General features: G+C 41.1%; 15 protein-coding genes. 7 read left to right on the forward strand and 8 right to left on the reverse strand.

The features are described from left to right. Position 1: 1 nt before the first annotated feature. Genes bamJ through SAE01_RS19345 form a run of 3 tightly spaced genes read left to right on the forward strand, consistent with a single transcriptional unit; the run spans position 2 to position 1,851 of the window. A complete protein-coding gene (gene bamJ, locus SAE01_RS19335; protein ID WP_147205450.1) occupies positions 2–727 on the forward strand; it encodes a BamJ family beta-barrel-assembly machinery protein in 726 nt (241 codons plus the stop codon). A 9-nt stretch (positions 728–736) separates the two neighbouring features. After that, positions 737–1,276, forward strand: coding sequence for a YfiT family bacillithiol transferase (locus SAE01_RS19340; protein WP_147205451.1), 540 nt, complete (start codon positions 737–739; stop codon positions 1,274–1,276). Positions 1,277–1,284: 8 nt separating this feature from the next. Continuing rightward, positions 1,285–1,851, forward strand: a complete 567-nt coding sequence (locus SAE01_RS19345) for an NUDIX hydrolase (RefSeq protein ID WP_147205452.1) — start codon at positions 1,285–1,287, stop codon at positions 1,849–1,851. 142 nt (positions 1,852–1,993) lie between these two features. Here the strand turns inward: SAE01_RS19345 and SAE01_RS19350 are convergent, their stop codons facing one another. After that, on the reverse strand, positions 1,994–4,960 hold the full coding sequence (locus SAE01_RS19350) for an FAD-binding and (Fe-S)-binding domain-containing protein (protein WP_246113284.1): 2,967 nt from the start codon (positions 4,958–4,960) through the stop codon (positions 1,994–1,996). Between the two features lie 264 nt (positions 4,961–5,224). Here SAE01_RS19350 and SAE01_RS19355 point away from each other — a divergent pair, with 264 nt between their 5' ends. Then, positions 5,225–5,719 carry a DUF421 domain-containing protein gene (locus SAE01_RS19355; protein ID WP_147205453.1) on the forward strand — a complete coding sequence of 165 codons (495 nt, stop codon included), beginning with the start codon at positions 5,225–5,227 and terminating at the stop codon, positions 5,717–5,719. 5 nt (positions 5,720–5,724) lie between these two features. Here SAE01_RS19355 and SAE01_RS19360 read toward each other — a convergent pair whose 3' ends face one another. Together SAE01_RS19360 and glmS are read right to left on the reverse strand one after the other, a co-directional pair. Beyond that, the gene (locus SAE01_RS19360; protein ID WP_147205454.1) at positions 5,725–7,941 is read right to left on the reverse strand and encodes a DUF4954 family protein; all 2,217 of its coding nucleotides are present in this window, start codon (positions 7,939–7,941) and stop codon (positions 5,725–5,727) included. 154 nt (positions 7,942–8,095) lie between these two features. Further along, a complete protein-coding gene (gene glmS / locus SAE01_RS19365) occupies positions 8,096–9,931 on the reverse strand; it encodes a glutamine--fructose-6-phosphate transaminase (isomerizing) (protein WP_147205455.1) in 1,836 nt (611 codons plus the stop codon). 75 nt (positions 9,932–10,006) lie between these two features. Between glmS and SAE01_RS19370 the strand changes: the two genes are divergently transcribed. Further along, the gene (locus SAE01_RS19370) at positions 10,007–10,606 is read left to right on the forward strand and encodes a GNAT family N-acetyltransferase (RefSeq protein WP_147205456.1); all 600 of its coding nucleotides are present in this window, start codon (positions 10,007–10,009) and stop codon (positions 10,604–10,606) included. A gap of 128 nt (positions 10,607–10,734) precedes the next feature. Here SAE01_RS19370 and SAE01_RS19375 read toward each other — a convergent pair whose 3' ends face one another. The 3 genes from SAE01_RS19375 to lpdA form a co-directional block, all read right to left on the reverse strand. After that, positions 10,735–11,907 carry a threonine synthase gene (locus SAE01_RS19375; protein WP_147205457.1) on the reverse strand — a complete coding sequence of 391 codons (1,173 nt, stop codon included), beginning with the start codon at positions 11,905–11,907 and terminating at the stop codon, positions 10,735–10,737. A gap of 52 nt (positions 11,908–11,959) precedes the next feature. After that, on the reverse strand, positions 11,960–12,868 hold the full coding sequence (locus SAE01_RS19380; RefSeq protein ID WP_147205458.1) for a LysR substrate-binding domain-containing protein: 909 nt from the start codon (positions 12,866–12,868) through the stop codon (positions 11,960–11,962). Positions 12,869–13,183: 315 nt separating this feature from the next. Further along, positions 13,184–14,590 (reverse strand): dihydrolipoyl dehydrogenase, encoded by a 1,407-nt coding sequence (gene lpdA / locus SAE01_RS19385; RefSeq protein ID WP_147205459.1) that lies wholly within the window; start codon positions 14,588–14,590, stop codon positions 13,184–13,186. A 173-nt stretch (positions 14,591–14,763) separates the two neighbouring features. Here lpdA and SAE01_RS19390 point away from each other — a divergent pair, with 173 nt between their 5' ends. Continuing rightward, positions 14,764–15,777: a DUF3078 domain-containing protein gene (locus SAE01_RS19390; protein ID WP_147205460.1), complete on the forward strand. Its 1,014-nt coding sequence runs from the start codon at positions 14,764–14,766 to the stop codon at positions 15,775–15,777. 126 nt (positions 15,778–15,903) lie between these two features. Beyond that, a complete protein-coding gene (locus SAE01_RS19395; protein ID WP_147205461.1) occupies positions 15,904–16,386 on the forward strand; it encodes a hypothetical protein in 483 nt (160 codons plus the stop codon). A gap of 1 nt (position 16,387) precedes the next feature. Here the strand turns inward: SAE01_RS19395 and SAE01_RS19400 are convergent, their stop codons facing one another. Next, positions 16,388–16,906 (reverse strand): hypothetical protein, encoded by a 519-nt coding sequence (locus SAE01_RS19400; RefSeq protein WP_147205462.1) that lies wholly within the window; start codon positions 16,904–16,906, stop codon positions 16,388–16,390. A gap of 218 nt (positions 16,907–17,124) precedes the next feature. Continuing rightward, positions 17,125–17,901 (reverse strand): (Fe-S)-binding protein, encoded by a 777-nt coding sequence (locus SAE01_RS19405; RefSeq protein WP_147205463.1) that lies wholly within the window; start codon positions 17,899–17,901, stop codon positions 17,125–17,127. Positions 17,902–18,045: the final 144 nt, after the last annotated feature.

Consider the following 18,045-nt stretch of genomic DNA (forward strand, 5'->3'; position numbering starts at 1 on the left):
CATGAAAAAAGTGTTTTTAGTGCCTTCAGTTTTAATGCTGTGTATTTCGTTACAGGCGCAAACAAAAAAGACTACCAAAACGGTAGCCCAGACAAAAAGTACTGCGTCAACAGGTGCTGCTTTAAGAACCAATACAGACAGCATTAGCTACGCTTTCGGTCTTTCTTTAGGGCAGTATATAAAAAGCCAGGGGCTTTCCTCTCTAAATTATGCAGCGCTAAATAAAGCGATTGAGCAGTGCATTAAAGGTCAGAAAACGACGCTTGACATGAACCAGGCAAACGAAGTAATGCAAGGATTGGCTGAGTCTAAAATGAAGCAAGTTTCTTCTGTTGAAAGACAAAAGGGCACTGAATTTTTGACAAAAAATAAAGCACGTAAAGAGGTGGTGCAAACGCCAAGTGGCCTACAATACGAAATCCTGGTAAAAGGCACGGGTCCTGTTCCAACAAGGTCAGATACCGTTTCTGCTCATTACCGCGGGTCTTTAATCGATGGTAGAGAATTTGATAACTCTTACAAACGTGGTGAACCTTTAACAATCCCCGTTGGGTCTGTGATACCAGGTTGGACGGAAGCTTTGACAATGATGCCAGTTGGCAGCAAATGGAAGCTGTATATTCCTTCTTCAATTGGTTATGGTGATGTAGGCGCAGGGCAGGACATTCCCGGGGGAGCAACACTGGTTTTCGAAGTTGAATTGTTGGGAATTTCTAACAAAAAATAACATTACAACATGCCTGACTTCGCAGCTGATGTTCGTTACCCAATCGGCAAATTTGAAACACTACCATATTCGGAGGAGATTAAAAAAAATTGGATAAATGATATCCGGTTTTTACCAAATGACATCGAACTAGCTATCCAGACGTTTGACGAATACCAACTGGATACTCCCTACCGGGAAGGCGGTTGGACCGTGAAGCAATTAGTGCATCATATTGCAGACAGTCACATGAATGCTTACATCCGTTTCAAGCTCGCGTTGACAGAAGACAATCCCACCATTAAGCCTTATGAAGAAGCCGAATGGGCCAAGCTTCCTGACACGTTTAATGTTCCCGTAAATGTCTCTGTTACCTTGTTACATGCGCTCCATCGCCGTTGGACTGTTATCATTGAAAACATAAGCGAAGAGCAATTTCAAAACAGAACAGTCTTTCATCCCGAGCACCAGAAGCAAATGACCTTGTGGCATTTGTTAGGAATGTATGCATGGCATAGCAGGCATCATCTTGCTCATATAAAAAATCTAATAACGCTAAAGGGTTGGTAACTGACACAATGCAAGACAGAAGTTTGAAATGGAAAACTATTTCATCTGAGTACCTGTTCAACGATACCTGGCTTAAAGCCAGAAAAGATAGATGCGAAAGACCCGATGGTAAAATTATCGATCCCTATTATGTGATGGAGTATCCTACCTGGGTAACTGGTGTAGGATTAACAAGCGACGAAAAAGTAATTTTAATAAGACAATACCGTCATGCATTGGGTGAAGAGTGTATAGAATTACCAGGAGGTTGTGTAGATTCAACTGACAAGGATTACGAGCAAGCAGTACGAAGGGAGTTTTTAGAAGAGACAGGGTATACTTTTAAAACTGCAGAATACCTTGGTCGAAGCTCTGCAAATCCTTCTACTAATTCGAACCTTTTGCATATGTTTTTGCTTACAGGAGGAGAAGCGCGGCAGGAGCAGGAGTTAGATCATAATGAGGAAATTGATGTGTTGGTGGTGACGCTTGATGAGTTTAAACAAATGCTGTTGGAAAATAAGTTCATTCAATCAATGCACGTAACAAACATCTTTTATGCTTTGCAAAAGCTCGGTAAGCTGCAGCTCATGTAGAACCGAGGTTAATTTTAATAATAGGAGTTTTGCCTTTTTGGCAAAACGTTTATCAATTACTTTAAAGTAAAAAGAGCGAAAGCCGAAGCAAGAAATTCTCGGCTTTCGCTCTTTTGTTCTTTTATTATCCAAAGTATCACTACTATACCAGGGCATCATACAACACTTCAACAGTGTGCAGCGCTTTTCTCCCGGTTCCGTCTTTTATCTGGTGGCGGCAGCTGGTTCCAGGTGCAGCGATAATTACTTCTTCAGGTTGTTGCCTTACTGTTGGAAGCAAAACTAATTCTCCTATTTGCATAGATATATCGTAATGCTCTTTTTCGTAACCAAACGAACCGGCCATTCCACAGCATCCGGAAGGGATAGTTTCTACTTTGTAGTTTTCAGGAATAGACAACATTTTTACAGAAGCAGAAAGGGCTGACCAAGCTTTTTGCTGGCAATGGCCGTGCAGCTTAATTAACTTCTGATTACCCGTAAACTGTTCTTTTGTGATATTTCCTTTTGCTGCTTCTTTTGTTAGAAACTCATCTATTAAATAAACGTTAGAAGACAACTCTTGCGCTTTCTCAAGATCTGCATCATCAACCAAATCAACATACTCATCCCTGAAAGTAAGTATGGCAGAAGGTTCGATACCAATCAAGGGAGTTTCCTCAGTTATAATTCGGCTTAGCAGGGCCACATTTTTTTGAGCAATCTTTTTTGCATCCCTTAGAAGTCCTTTTGATAGCCATGCCCGGCCACTTTCTTCATGCTTTGGAATGTCTACTTCGTAACCCAACTTTTCCAATAGCAGAATTGCTTTGATGCCAATTTCCGTGTCGTTATAGTTGGTAAACTCGTCGCAAAAAAGGTAAACTTTTTTTGAAGGCTTAGGTTCAGAAAGGCTTTCTACCTCCTGCCTTCTACCTTCTACCTTCCTATGTTTTTCGAACCAATTTCTTAAAGTTGTTTTATACATTGTAGGCATCGACCGTTCTGCTGCAAAACCTGAGAATTTCTTAACCAGCTTACTAATGCCTTTGTTGGTCATTACGAAGTTGTACATCCCCGGCATTATAGAACCCAGCTTAGCAGAATTAGTGAAATTGGCAATCAATCTCGAACGAAAGGGTACTCCATTCGCGTCATAGTAGTGCTGCAAAAATTCTGCTTTCAGCTTAGCCATATCAACGTTAGAAGGGCACTCGGATTTACATCCTTTGCAGCTGATGCAAAGGTCCATCACATCTTTGATTTCCTCGTGATCGAACCTGTTTAGCTTAGTTGAATTAGTAAGAAATTCCCGAAGAATATTCGCGCGTGCCCTTGTAGTATCCCGTTCACTTCTTGTAGCCATAAAGGATGGGCACATTGTCCCACCGGAAAGCTGGGTTTTGCGACAATCACCTGATCCATTACATTGCTCCGCATGTTGCAACACATCCTGGTTTTGGTATCGGAAAATGGTTTTAAAATCAGGTGTTTTCTGCCCCGGAGTATACCGAAGCATGGTATTCATAGAAGGCGTATCAACAATCTTATTGGGATTGAAAATATTCTGCGGATCCCAACTCTGTTTAATTTCCTTTAGAAGCTGGTAATTCTTTTTGCCAACCATCTGCTCTATGAATTCGCCCCGCAATCTTCCGTCACCATGCTCACCGCTCAACGAGCCGTTATATTTCTTCACCAGCGAAGCAATCTCTTCTGCGATCACTCTAAACAACCTATTGCCCTCTTCCGTTTTTAAGTTGATAATAGGCCGCAGATGAATCTCCCCTGAACCGGCATGCGCATAATGCACAGAATGTAGTCCGTGCTTTTTGAGTATTTCATTAAACTCTCGGATATAAGCCGGCAGGTCATTCACATCAACTGCAGTGTCTTCAATCACCGGAACTGCTTTTTCATCTCCCGGCAGGTTGCTTAACAATCCCAGCCCTGCTTTCCTAAGCGTCCAAATCTTCTTTGTATCTGCCCCAAACAGCAATGGAAAGTGATACCCCAGCCCTTCGGCTCGCATATCAGCTTCCACCTTTTTGGCTATTTCAATCACCTCTTCCTGGTTCGTACGCGCATATTCTATAACGAGTATAGCTCCCGGATCTCCTTGTACAAAAAAGCGATTTTGAATTTGCTCAATGTTGTCTTTGGTACATTCAAGTATATAGTGGTCTATCAGTTCGCTTGCACTAGGATTATATTTTAGTGCAATCAAGTTTGCTCTTAAAGCTTCGTCGATACTGTTGAAGTGCACGCAAAGCAAACCTGCTTCTTTAGGCGGAAGCGGAACAACATTTAGCTTTATCTCCGTAATAAAAGCAAGTGTACCCTCAGAGCCTGCAATGAGTTTGCAAAAATTAAAATCTTCAGCGCCTGCGGTAAAAGGCGCGCTCTCAAGCAATACATCAACTGCGTATCCCGTATTCCGTCGTTCTACACTTTTCTTAGGAAATTCCTTCCTGATCTCTACCTGGTTTTCGTAGTTACTCAGTAGCTTTCTTACGGTTTTATAAATGCCTGCTTCTAAGGTTTCACCCTCACATTTTTCATGGAAATCCTCTATTGATAATGTCTTAAACTCGGCCTCAGAACCGTCGCTTAGCAGCCCCTTTATTTCGATCGTGTGTTCACGCGTACTTCTGTACACAACCGAGTTTGATCCGCACGAGTTGTTGCCAACCATTCCTCCAATCATCGCCCTGTTGGCTGTGGAAGTCTCAGGACCAAAAAATAATCCATGCGGTTTTAAAAACATGTTCAACTCATCGCGTATGACACCCGGTTGTACCCGAACCCAATTTTCAGCGGTATTTAGTTCGAGTATTTTTGTAAAGTTTTTCGATACATCCACAATAATCCCATCGCCTACAACCTGTCCCGCCAGCGACGTACCTGCAGTTCTAGGTATAAGAGAAGTGCCTTCAGCACGGGCAAAAGCAATTAATTTTTTTATGTCTGATACAGACTTTGGTATGGTCACCGCCAACGGCATTTCTCTATAAGCCGAAGCATCGGTGGCGTATAAAATTCGCATCCGCCTGTCATCGTACAATTCACCTTCCAGTTCACCAGCTAACGCCTTTAGCTTCTCCGTCATTACTGTAGTTGTCGCTTTCATAAATCGCCGCAAAAATAAGCTGTTTTTAAAGAAAGGGTGATTATTGAAGTTGGCTTAGAAATAGAAGATTAAAATGTTTTTTATTGGCCAGACTATAGTGCTTCTATCAATCATCCGTTGCGTCGCACTCTTGTACTTTGTATATAAAAGATGGGCTTTTCTTAAACAGCTAAATGTTCTGCATCAGCACGAAGATGACGGGTACAAATTTTGAACTGAACGGTTAGTTAAAAGGGAATTAGACATTACACAAAAACTTAACTAATGAATATCATTACCGAAATATTTGGAGAAGGTAAAGAACTGAACTCGCTTCAAATAGGCACCCGCACAATTGTTATGTACATAGTTGCCCTCATTCTTATTCGTATCGCAGGCTTAAAAACCTTTGGAAAAAATTCGTCTTTCGACAATATCATCATCATTATGTTGGGTGCAGTACTGAGCCGCGGAGTTGTAGGTGCTTCTCCGTTTTTCGGTGTGGTTATATCCGGCTTTGTTATGGTTATTATGACACGGCTTGTTTCGTGGCTTTCTATAAAAAACAAAACGTTTAGCGTATTAGTAAAAGGAAGACATAAAAGCCTCTTCAGAGAGGGAGCGATGGACAAAGAAAATTTAAATAAAAGTCTTTTAAGTGAAGATGATCTTTTAGAAGGCGTAAGGCTACAAGCCAACACCAACTCCCTAAAAGATGTTGAAGAAGCATTCCTCGAAACCAGCGGAGATATCAGTATTGTAAAAAAGAAACAGGATTGAGCTTATTACCAGTTCAAATAAATTTGAGCCTGTTTTTTATAATTGTCAAATTCTTCTTTTTGTTGTTTAATGAAGGTGTTGTCCTCTAGTTTACCTACTACCGCATCCATCTCTTGCTGGTTTTCAAAAGGCATTTTTCTAAAAGAATTAGAGTAGTCTTTTGCCCTCGATTCGTAAATGCCAGTGGTCATCCATTCTTTCGTAGCAACGGCTGATTTCAGTAACGCCTTAAAACTCTCCTTATTCGTTTGGCCGACACGAGAACCGGTTACTTCGTATACTGCTGCTAGTGCATTTGCCAGTTTCTGGCTTTTATACAATCCTGCCTGTTGCTCATAGAATTCATGTAAAGCATCCCACGACTTTATTTTGCCGCCGCGAATCTTTTTTGTCAATTGATTTACTTCAGCCCGAGGTATTAACTGTCCGCCAACATTCATCCACTCTTCGAGGTTGTATTTTGTAGGTAATGAGGTGAGCAAGTCCTGGAAGCTCGATATTTCTTTTTCTTTAATCAAACTCAACAGTTCATTCACGCAGTAATATTGAATAAGTTCTCTAAACAGCTGGTAAGCGCGCAAAACTTTTATCAGTACTACTTTTCGTTTGGTATTCTCGAAGCCTTCGGCTAATATTTCCAGTTCATTTACAATAGGATCATTTGCCTCTAACAATTGTTTTCCTTTGGCGATCGCTTCACTGTCTGACACTGTAGCGTCTGAACTTTCTTTTTTAAACCATGCTTTCCCGGTAAACTTTTGAAACATTGAAAGTGCTCCAACCATTTCGTTTACGCTGTCAGGCGCCAGGTATTCGTTTTCAAGGTGCTGTATTTTTTCTTCGCGTTTGTCGCGGTCAAGATATTTCCAACCGTTTCTTTCCAGTGCGAACATGTTGTACATAAACCAGTAGCCCGGCATTACAACCAGCTTGTTATTGGTCACGTCGTTACTTACAAGGGAAAACGGGATAGGAATATTTAATTCAGCAGGATAATCTCCTTTGGCAACAATTGTAAACGTGGCAAATTTTGTATTGTGTTTCAGGCTTACGCATAAGCCGGGCCAAAATCCTCTTCCTGCCACCAGTTCTCCGTCTGCACTGCGGCTATTGTGATTTGAACCGATGGTTGCGCCCGCAGCAATATTACTTTGTCCCATCACAGTAGCGGCAGTCAAAAATGAATTGTTGTGATGCTGTTCGTGCGCGGGAAAAATAAGTGAGTTTAAAACTTCGCAGCACGATATGGTCGAGTTATTGCCAAGGTAAGAGTTGATTAGACGAGCGCCATATTTCAATTGAGAATGAGACGCCATTACAAACCGCACGGCCTTTACACCGTAGAAAGCTCTGCATCCAAATCCCATTACCCCGTTCACCATTTCGCACCCTTCGCCAATCTGCGATTTACCTTCGGGACCAGAATTGATGGTAAGGTTTTTTAGCTTGTTGGCCCCTTTTAAATAAGCGTCAGAACCGATCCAAACATCTTTGATAATTCTACAATTTTTAATAACCGTTCTGTTACCCACTTTGCCATAGTAGCCTCTTCTCTTGTCAAACTTTGCCTCAGTAAATTCTTTAAACTTTTGTAGGAGCGGTTCATCATCTCTGAATTTTGTCCAGAGGTAAGCATCGCCGGGTAGCATCCCATTAAATGGAATTACTTTGCGTCCGCCGTTTTCGTTGCTCAGTTCCATCCAAATTCTAATGTCTTCAGCTTCACCTTCTTTTAAAATACCATTACCAAATTTGGCATGGTCCGTCGTTACAAGTTCGTTTACATTGGTAATGATTACCTCGCTTCCGATGATGTAGTGAGATAGGTAATTAACGTTGTCGATTACCACGTTGTCTCCGAAGTCGCAGCTGATAATGGTAGAGTTATATAAACCGACGGGAACTTTGAGATCACTAAACTCCAATACAAAAGGTTCCAGCTTTCCAATTCTTACTAATCCAAAAAACTTACAGTTTTTAACCAGCTCAGGATTGAAAGCATCGGAGACCAAAAGCTTATTCCAGTTTTCGGATGTGTTCCTGTTTCTAACCAAAACCTCAATTTCGTAGGCAGACAATTGCCTATAGCTGATGCCGTTTTGGTTTTGAAAGTTTCTTAGATAGTATTCGTCTTTTCCCTTTGGTAAATATTGAGGAGCAACAAAACCGTAACCCAATGAAGTGATGCTTTTTTTACGAATATCGTTAACGTTAGAAGCCATGAAAGAGAAATTTTACTTTAAACCATTTAAGGCATTAAAGTACCAAATGAAATAATGCTGAAATATAAAATTCAGTACAAGTGAGTGACACAACGATGTTGATAGAATTACTACCGGCAGTTACCAAAACATTTTGTTACAACTACCTATTGCTTTATTCTACTGTAACTGATTTCGCAAGATTGCGAGGTTTATCAACATCCAAACCTTTTGCAATGCCAATGTAATAACTAAGTAACTGAAGTGGAATAACACTCAGCAACGGAGCCATCGTCTCATCTGCATCAGGCACGAACATTACATCATCAGCCATGCCCGGAATGATTTCGTCGCCTTCCGTCGCAACAGCAATCACCTTACCCTTTCGCGCTTTAATTTCCTGTACGTTAGAAACAATCTTTTCGTAGTATTTATCTTTTGTAGCTACAAAAACGACCGGCAGTTTATCATCAACAAGCGCGATCGGACCGTGCTTCATTTCGGCAGCAGGGTAGCCTTCAGCATGTATATAAGAAATCTCTTTCAGCTTTAAAGCACCCTCAAGAGCAACAGGAAAGTTATAGCCCCGACCGAGATAAAGGAAGTCCGTCGCATCTTTATATTTCTCTGCAATTGCCTGTATGTTGGAAGTGTCTTTTAGTATCTGCGAAACTTTTTCGGGGACGTCGTGCAATTCAGTTAAGAGGTGCTGGTATTTTTTTTCGTCGATTGTGCCTTTTGCATAAGCTATTTTTAAAGCCATCATAACCAGGACAGCTAGCTGACCGGTAAAAGCTTTAGTGCTTGCTACGCCTATCTCTGGACCTGCATGAGTGTAAGCACCGGCGTTACTCAATCTTGCTATACTGCTGCCAACGGCATTGACTACCCCGAATATAAAGGCACCTTTTTCTTTGGCATTTTCAAGCGCAACTAATGTGTCTGCCGTTTCTCCGCTCTGCGAAATGGCAACAATAACATCACCTCTATTAATCACCGGGTTGCGGTAACGGAACTCGCTTGCATATTCGACTTCAACCGGTATACGACACAAGTCCTCAATCCAATACTCTGCTAAAAGTCCTGCATGCCAGCTCGTACCGCAGGCCACCATGACGATTCTTTGTGCATTGATTAATGCGTTCAAATGATTGTCTACCCCGTTCATAGTGATGGTACCTGCAGCAGGGTTTAAACGACCACGAAGGCAATCTAAAATACTTTGAGGTTGATCATAGATTTCCTTCAGCATGAAATGATCGTAGCCACCTTTTTCAATTGCTGCCAATTCCATGTCCAGCTTTTGGATGAAAGGGGTTTGCTTTTCGTTGCCGAGGTTTTTAAGTATCAATTCATCGGGCCGCACAATGGCGATCTCGTAGTCGTTTACATACACAACCTCCTTGGTATACTCAACGATTGGAGAAGCATCGGAAGCAAGGAAATGTTCGCCCTTGCCAATTCCAATAACAAGCGGGCTTCCTTTCCGGGCCGCAATGATTGTTTCAGGATCATCTTTATCTACCAGCAAAACGCAGTATGCGCCCACCACTCTTTTCAGTGCAATGCGAAGAGCTTGCTCTAACGTACAATTGTTGTTTTGCTTAATGTCTTCGATAAAGTTCAATAGTACTTCAGTATCTGTATCGCTCTTAAACTGGTAGCCTTTGTTTACCAGTTCTTGTTTTATAGAGGCATAATTTTCTATAATGCCATTATGGATCATCGCAAAACTACCTCCGGCACTTTGGTGGGGATGCGCGTTTCTATCACTTGGTTCGCCATGTGTTGCCCAGCGTGTATGTCCGATACCTACGTGTGCATGCATGTCTTTGCCTACCACAGACTCCTCGAGCTCGCTCACTTTGCCTTTCTTTTTGTAAACTTTCAACTCACTGTTTACAAGCGCCACTCCTGAGCTATCATATCCCCGGTATTCCAGTCTTTTCAATCCTTTTAATATAACCGGGTAAGCCTCGCGGGGACCGGTGTAACCTACAATTCCGCACATGATTTCCTTATAATTTTGGGTGCAATATCCTTATTTTTAATTAATAAAGCCAACTCCAACATCACAGCTTATACTATGAAAAATCACATTGACCTTACTAACGAATATGTTCTAGAGAACTCAAACGTATTACTACGCCCATTACGTATTTCCGATCTCAATAATTTGTTGAAGTTCAGCATCGAAGAACCTGATTTATGGAAGTACTCGTTGTTGACTGCTGCCGGTGCCGACAACCTGCAGAAGTATATCCAGGTAGCGGAGAAAGGTCGGGCGCAACAGAAGGAGTATCCCTTTATTGTGTTTGACAAAAAGAGAAACGAGTATGCTGGTAGTACCCGGTTTTATGATATCCAACCCGAGTATCAAACGGTGCAGTTGGGTTACACCTGGTATGGAAAAGACTTCCAGGGAACGGGAGTGAATAAGAACTGCAAATACCTGTTACTCGAATTTGCTTTTGAGATTTGGATGGTGGAGCGGGTTGAATTCAGAGCAGATAATAACAACGAAAGAAGTATCGCCGCAATGAAAAGCATTGGTTGTACAGTAGAGGGTGTCTTAAGGAGCAACATGCCAAAGCGAGAAGGAGGAAGAAGGGATTCAATTGTTTTATCCATTTTACAAGAAGAATGGAAAAATGGGATAAAAGAGAATTTGAGAAGTAGGATATAAAGCTTTACGTTCCGATCGGTATAGCCCTGATTGAACATTGTTGCGTCGCAGTACGTTCATCAGTTGTAGTCCTATTAAGCTGTGCTTAGTAGATGGCATAAAATAAGAACGCGCGCAAAAATCTCTTCTTAACGATACTTGTACCACGAACCTGTGTTGAATAGAAGGATGGTTTCATCTTCCTTTATCCAGGCATTAGTCAAAAGCTTTTGCATCCCTTTATAAGTTGCACTTCCCTCAGGAGACAACAACATTCCTTCCTGGCTGGCTACCTCCCGTATGCCTTGTTGAATTTGATCTTCACTCACTGTTATTACAGTTCCCTTGCTTTCCTGTACTACCTGTATCATTAAATCTTTCGCAAACGGAAAAGGCACAGCGAGGCCATAAGCCAAAGACGGTTGAGGATTATAATTATTTGAAAGTGCACCGGATTTAAAAATTTCCATCATAGGTGCACAAATCTCACTCTGTACAATCACCATTTTAGGAAGCTTTCCCTTTATCCAACCAAGTTTCTTCATTTCTTTGAAAGCCTTCCACATGCCTATTAATCCGGTACCACCACCGGTAGGATAAATAATCACATCAGGGAGTCGCCAGTTTAATTGTTCTGCAATTTCAAATCCCAAAGTCTTCTTGCCTTCCAGCCGGTAAGGCTCTTTCATGGTAGACATATCAAAATAGCCCTTCTCCTCTGATAACTGTTTGGCCAGCTTTCCACATTTGTCAATCAATCCATCTAGCAATATCAGCTCGGCGCCGAACAGCCGGCATTCTTCTTTAAGGGTTTCTGTGGTATGTCTTGGCATTATGACCGTAGCTTTTATATCGGCTTTTGCGCAGTAGGCAGCCATTGCGCCGCCTGCATTTCCTGCCGTGGGTATTACTACGTTTTCAATTCCAAACTCTTTGGCTTTTGAAATTGCCATACTGATGCCGCGCGCCTTAAAAGAGCCGGTTGGGTTTACGCTCTCGTCTTTTATTAAGATCTTAGCTATGTTGGTTTTTTGTGCAAGTTTATCCAGTGAATGAATTGGCGTCCATCCTTCGCCGAGGCTTACAATGTTTTTTTCATCAAACACAGGGAGCAGTTCTGCGTAACGCCACATCGTCAATGGCCTGTTCTTAAGCGCCTCTTTTAGAAAGGGCTGATCAAGATATTCAGTTATTAGGGGCTGATTGCAGCAGGTTGCAAAAGATTGCAAAGAATGAATATCATACTCTTTATTGCAATGCGGGCATTGAAGGTTTTTGGCAAGAGATATGGTTTCTTGAAAAGTTTCGGGTGCTATTGGCATGAAGTAAAAGTAGCCTTCACTTATTACTTTTTGTATTCAATTTGCTTATACACTATAACTCCTGGTTATATACGTCTTTAGCAAATGCTATCAGGTTTTTACTTAGCTCGTTTGTCATTTCGCCTTTTCGCTGTATGAAGTAAAAGTTCCTTTTTATGTCTAAACCTTCGATATTGATTTCTGTGAGTTCCCCGTTTTCCAGTTCCTTTAAAACCGAACGTTTAGGTAAGAAGCCAAGGCAATTTGATTCAAGCAAAAAGTTTTTGAGTGCTTCTGTTCCACCCAACCTCACCTTTACGTTTAGATCGTGCAACGTTATTTTAATTTTTTCCAGGCTTTGTAGCAATGCAGCTAAAGTGCCGCTTCCTTTTTCACGTAGGACAATAGGCAGCGAAGGCAAGTCCTTTAAAGTATACATCCTCTTTTTTGTAAGATCGCTTTTAGAGCTGCAAACGGCGATTACCTTATCGGTGAGAAAAGGTAAAGAAGTTACCTGTTTTGATTTTATCGGTCCTTCGATTATCCCAAGGTTTATGGTTTGTTGCAGGAGTGCATCTAATACAATTTCTGAATTTCGGTTAAGCAAATTGATTTCAACTCCGGGAAATTGTTTGTGAAAAGCTGACAGGATTTTCGGTAAAATGTATAAAGCAACAGTTGTACTTGCGCCAAGTTTTAGGATGCCTTTCGCCTGCAGTTTGTCGTTGAGATAAGAGATCTCAAACTGAGTTTGCTCCTGAATGTTTTTAACCTCTAACAATTTTTGGTACAATAAGCTTCCAACTGCAGTCAGCTCCACTTTCAATCCATGTCTTTCAAACAATTTCGCCTTGTAATCATCTTCCAACGACCTGATGCTTTTGCTAATTGCCGGCTGCGATAGAAACAGTGCTTCGCTTGCCTTTGTAAAGCTTTTCTGAGCTGCTACCTCAAGAAAAATAATATGTTTTGTAGAAAGCATATCGTCGGTTTTATTTCAAGTCGGAGTCTTAATTGCCAGAGAAATAATTGCTTTTTCTTAAGCATAATAAACAACAAACAGTACAAGAGTGCGACGCAACAAAAGCATCATGGTGTGATTAGTTGCTTCAACACAATTTGATTTCAAAGTAAAGAACATATTGAGTTGCCTGCGCAAATCTGCTTTGCCATAGTTGCGTCAAAACCTTTTACTTGTAAATTTTAATTCGGCTTCATGGTCAAGGTTCTACTGTCGCTGTTATGAAATTATAAAGGCCGCAATTGCGGCCTTTATAAAATCTACTAATTTATTTAACTAAACATCTATAGCCTCGCCATAAGCAACGGCTGTCGCTTCTTTCAAACCTTCACTCATAGTTGGGTGAGGGTGGATGGAGTTAAGAATTTCATGAGCAGTTGTTTCGAGCTTGCGGGCGACAGAAACTTCTGCAATCATTTCGGTTACGCTATTGCCGATCATGTGAGCTCCCAGGAACTCACCGTATTTCGCATCGAAAATTACTTTAACAAAACCCTCGGTTGCGCCAGCAGCACTTGCTTTGCCGCTAGCCATGAAAGGGAATTTTCCAACCTTAATGTCATACCCTGCGTCTTTAGCGGCTTTCTCGGTGTAACCGATGCTTGCAATTTCAGGAGTGCAATAAGTACAGCCCGGAATATTATTGTAATCAATTCCTTCAGGCGCATGTGCAAATTTCTTTTCAGTATAGGCTATATGCTCTGATGCATTTACGCCTTCTTTACCTGCCACGTGCGCAAGTGCCTGACCAGGCGTGCAATCACCAATCGCGTAGAATCCTGCAACGTTTGTCTGGCCAAATTTGTCTACTACGATTTTGCCTTTTTCTGTTTTTATGCCCAATTCTTCCAAACCTATATTTTCTATATTAGCTGCGATGCCTACTGCACTTAAAACAATATCAGCCTCCAGGCTAATTTCGCCAGACTGGGTTTTTACTCTTGCTTTTACACCGTTACCTGTCGCCTCAACTGCTTCCACAGTTGAATTGGTCATAATTTCAATTCCCTGCTTTTTATATTGCTTTTCAAGTTCTTTAGAAATTTCTTCGTCTTCAACAGGAACAATGCGAGGCAGAAACTCGACAATAGTAACCTTCGTGCCCATGCTATTATAGAAATAAGCAAACTCAACACCTATGGCTCCACTACCTACTACGATCATGCTTTTAGGTTGTGTTGGTAAAGCCATTGCTTCACGATATCCAATTACATTCTTACCATCAATTGGCAGGTTTGGTAATTGTCTTCCACGGCTTCCCGTTGCTATGATGATGTATTTAGCTTCGACTATTTGTTTGCTATTATCTGCTGCAGTTACTTCAACTTGTCCTTTGGCTTTCAACTTGCCATAACCCATGATAACATCAATCTTATTCTTCTTCATCAAAAACTGCACGCCTCTGCTCATCTTATCTGCCACACCACGGCTGCGTTTTATAACAGCTCCGAAATCATGTTGTGCTCCGCTTACATTGATACCATAAGCAGTGCTGTGCTTAGCATACTCATACACCTGGGCGCTTTTAAGTAAGGCTTTGGTAGGTATACATCCCCAGTTGAGGCATACACCTCCAAGACTTTCCTTTTCTATAATGGCAACCTTAAAACCCAATTGTGAAGCCCGGATAGCTGCAGGATAACCACCTGGTCCGCTTCCTAAAACGATTACATCGTACGCCATAGTTTTCGTTATAATATTAAAATTGAATGATAATTTTTATTGCCTGTTTTACTTCAGCAGTTCCTGTTTCGATGGAATTGTAGTTGTACCAGCGCAACCTTTAAAAAGATGTGCAAAAATACTGGTTACTATGCAAACAACAAATTAGATATAAGTAAAAGCGTTGAAAAGTAATGATTTCGACAGCTGGTTATCCACCGTTAAGCAATCGTATTCGTCTTATTTTTGTTGCTTCCAATTCAATAATTGATATGAGAAAGTGGATGTTGTTGTCTATCGCTGCTTTAGGTTATATGACTTCTTATTGCCAGGACGATATCACTGTCAAAAAGCTTCAAAGTGAGATCAACCGGCAGGTAAAAAAAGAGGTGGCAGATACAACGCCGTGGAACTGGGTAAAAGGAGGCACTGTTGCGTTGAATGGTACCCAGGGTTCATTAAGAAACTGGGCGGCAGGTGGCGACAAATTTTCAATGGCGATTAACAGTTACGTAAACTATTACGTGTTCTACCGCAACGGCAGGCAGAACTGGGACAACAACCTGGATTTCAATTTCGGACTGTTGCAAAGTACCAGCACAGGTACTAGAAAGAATGACGATCGCGTGGACATTTTGTCTAAGTACGGATACAACTTTGACGGGAAGTGGTTTTTGTCTGGCCTGTTTAATTTTCGTACGCAGCTATTTGATGGTTATTCATATTCCTCTGATAATAAGTCGTTGTCTTCTACCTTTCTTTCGCCAGCTTATATACTTACTTCCCTGGGTTTTGACTATAAGCCTTCGGCTAAATTTTCTGCATTCATATCGCCGCTAACGAGTCGATGGGTTATTGTTGCAAGCAGAAAGTTAGCGGCTAAAGGTTTATACGGAGTTGACTCAGGCAGACACGCTATAAATGAATTTGGTGCTTTTGCGTCTATTAATGTAGTTAGGCCGATGAGCAATAACGTCTCTTATAAAGGCCGCCTTGACTTATTTAGCAACTACCGAAACAGGGCTAAAAACGTAGATGTCTTTTTTACAAACTACTTCGCTTTTAAGATAAACAGGTATCTCGCTGCCACCTATAATTTAGATCTCATTTATGATGATGATGTCAGAATATTTGGCAAACAAGGAAGGAGCCCCTCGCTGCAGTTAAAGAGTTTGATCGGGATAGGTTTTACTATGAAGCTTAAATAGAATAAGGGACGACTTACACCTTTGGCCTATCGCCCTATATGCTTCTACAAAGGCCGCGATTTTGTACCAAAAAGTTCCCTTTTCTAAAATTTATCTTCAGGCATAATAGTTATAAAGGAGGCAAATATGGCAAATCCTTCTCCTGTATCAGACGTTTATAAAATCATAAGAGGACAAGTTGAACATGTAGATAACAACCTGGGGCAACGGGTTATATGGCTTGTAATAGCTCAGTCTTTCTTCTTCGGCGCTTATGCGTCTTTAATCAATGGAAAACCTGCAAAGCCAGAACTGGATCTAATCCACGGCGCATTAATCAAAATTTTGCCGATTGCGGCTCTATTAACTGTACTGTTTACTTTCATTGACGTGATTAGTTCCATCGTGTACATGTATGGATTACGGAAGAAATATGAAGCCAGTCTAAATACAGACGTTGATGTAGATAGTGCTTACCCAAATATCACCGGGTCAAAAGCGCAACGATTTTTTATGCATGCATCACCCATTTTGATACCCCTTCTTTTCATTACTGTCTGGATAATACTACTGTATGTTCAATACAAGTCTCCGGCCGCAATGCCCGCACCTACGCCCATGCCGAAATAATTTATACAGACTTTAATACAGGGCCAATCTTTTTTGATAGCCAGCTGTCTTTTACAGGGATTAACCATTTGTCTAACAATTCAGCTTTTGTTTGAACGAGGTTATTGAAATAAATAGTTTCGGGAGTTATGAAGTTATTTTCAACCGCATACTTAAGTTGGGAGAGTGGTAGTAACTCAATTTTATCTTTTACAAGAAATGCGAGATTCTGCCTGTTAAACATATCAACCTTGAAGGTCTCTTCGATTGACTTAATAAGTCTTACACTACTGTCGGTACTGCAACCACTGACACCGGCCTGGGTTTCATCGGCCATCAGAATAATAAACTGGCCGAAAAGAAGGTTGGCATAACCTTTCACTTTTGCTCCGTGGGAGTTCCAGTTTTCGGTGAAGACGTTCATCATATCTTCTATCTCAAGCGCTTCTCCAATTGAAAAGAGGCGGCTTGACTGATAGATCCATACACGTGATGATGGGTGAAAATTTTCAGGGATCAAGTGTTTATATTCTAAGTTCATTTTGTATGATTTTAGTATCAATGGTGGCTACAATGAAAATGTAACCGCCGGAATGTAAGAGTGGTTAATTAAGTGTTGCAGTACAAGTGAGTGACACAACAATGTTTAAGTCATATTCAACTGTCAGCAACAAGGAAACAACCAGTAAAATTTTTACAAAAATAGTTTATACGAGAAAACAAAGTGTTCAATCAACACACAAAACTGTAATCGAAAAATTAAATACTAGCGGCCAGTATCTCCGCAACGTCCATTACCTGGACCTCCGTATCTTTTTCTTTGTTTTTTACACCATCTGTCAACATGGTATTGCAAAAGGGACATGCAGCAGCAATAATTTGTGCACCCGTGTTGATCGCCTCGTTACTTCGCTCTACGTTTACGTACCTGTCGCCTTTTTCTTCTTCTTTAAACATTTGCGCACCGCCTGCTCCGCAGCACAAGCCGTTACTGCGACATCGTTTCATTTCTACCAGGTCTGCATCTAAAGCTTCTAACACCTTTCTTGGCGCTTCATAAATGTTATTCGAACGTCCGAGGTAGCAGCTATCGTGATAAGTAATCTTCTTGCCTTTAAAACTTCCTTCTTCCTTCATCTTAACCTTACCTTCATCTATTAGTTGTTGCAGTAATTGAGTGTGATGAATGACTTCATAATTGCCACCCAGTTCTGGGTATTCGTTTTTTAAAATATTGAAGCAATGCGGGCAAGCCGTAACTATTTTTTTAACTTCATAACCGTTTAAAATCTGGATGTTATTGTACGCAGTCATCTGGAAAAGAAACTCGTTTCCTGCTCTTCTTGCGGGGTCACCTGTACAAGCTTCCTCTTTTCCAAGGATGGCGAACTTGATACCCGCATGATTTAATATTGTGGCAAATGCTTTTGTTATTTTTTGAGCTCTTTGATCGAAACTTCCAGCACATCCAACCCAAAATAAAATTTCAGGTGTTTCTCCGTTTGCAACCATTTCTGCCATTGTAGGAACGTTCATTTGCTTCGAATTTTATCAAAAGCAAAGAAACTATAAATAAATGATGATTGGAGGACGAGGGAGGGTTTGACCTTTTTGAAGGCCTTTTTTCCGTTTCGCTAAAACTGCGGATTTAACGGAGGGACCGGATACAGTGGTACAATA

This window comes from Segetibacter aerophilus (genome assembly GCF_007991655.1).
Classification (GTDB): domain Bacteria; phylum Bacteroidota; class Bacteroidia; order Chitinophagales; family Chitinophagaceae; genus Segetibacter; species Segetibacter aerophilus.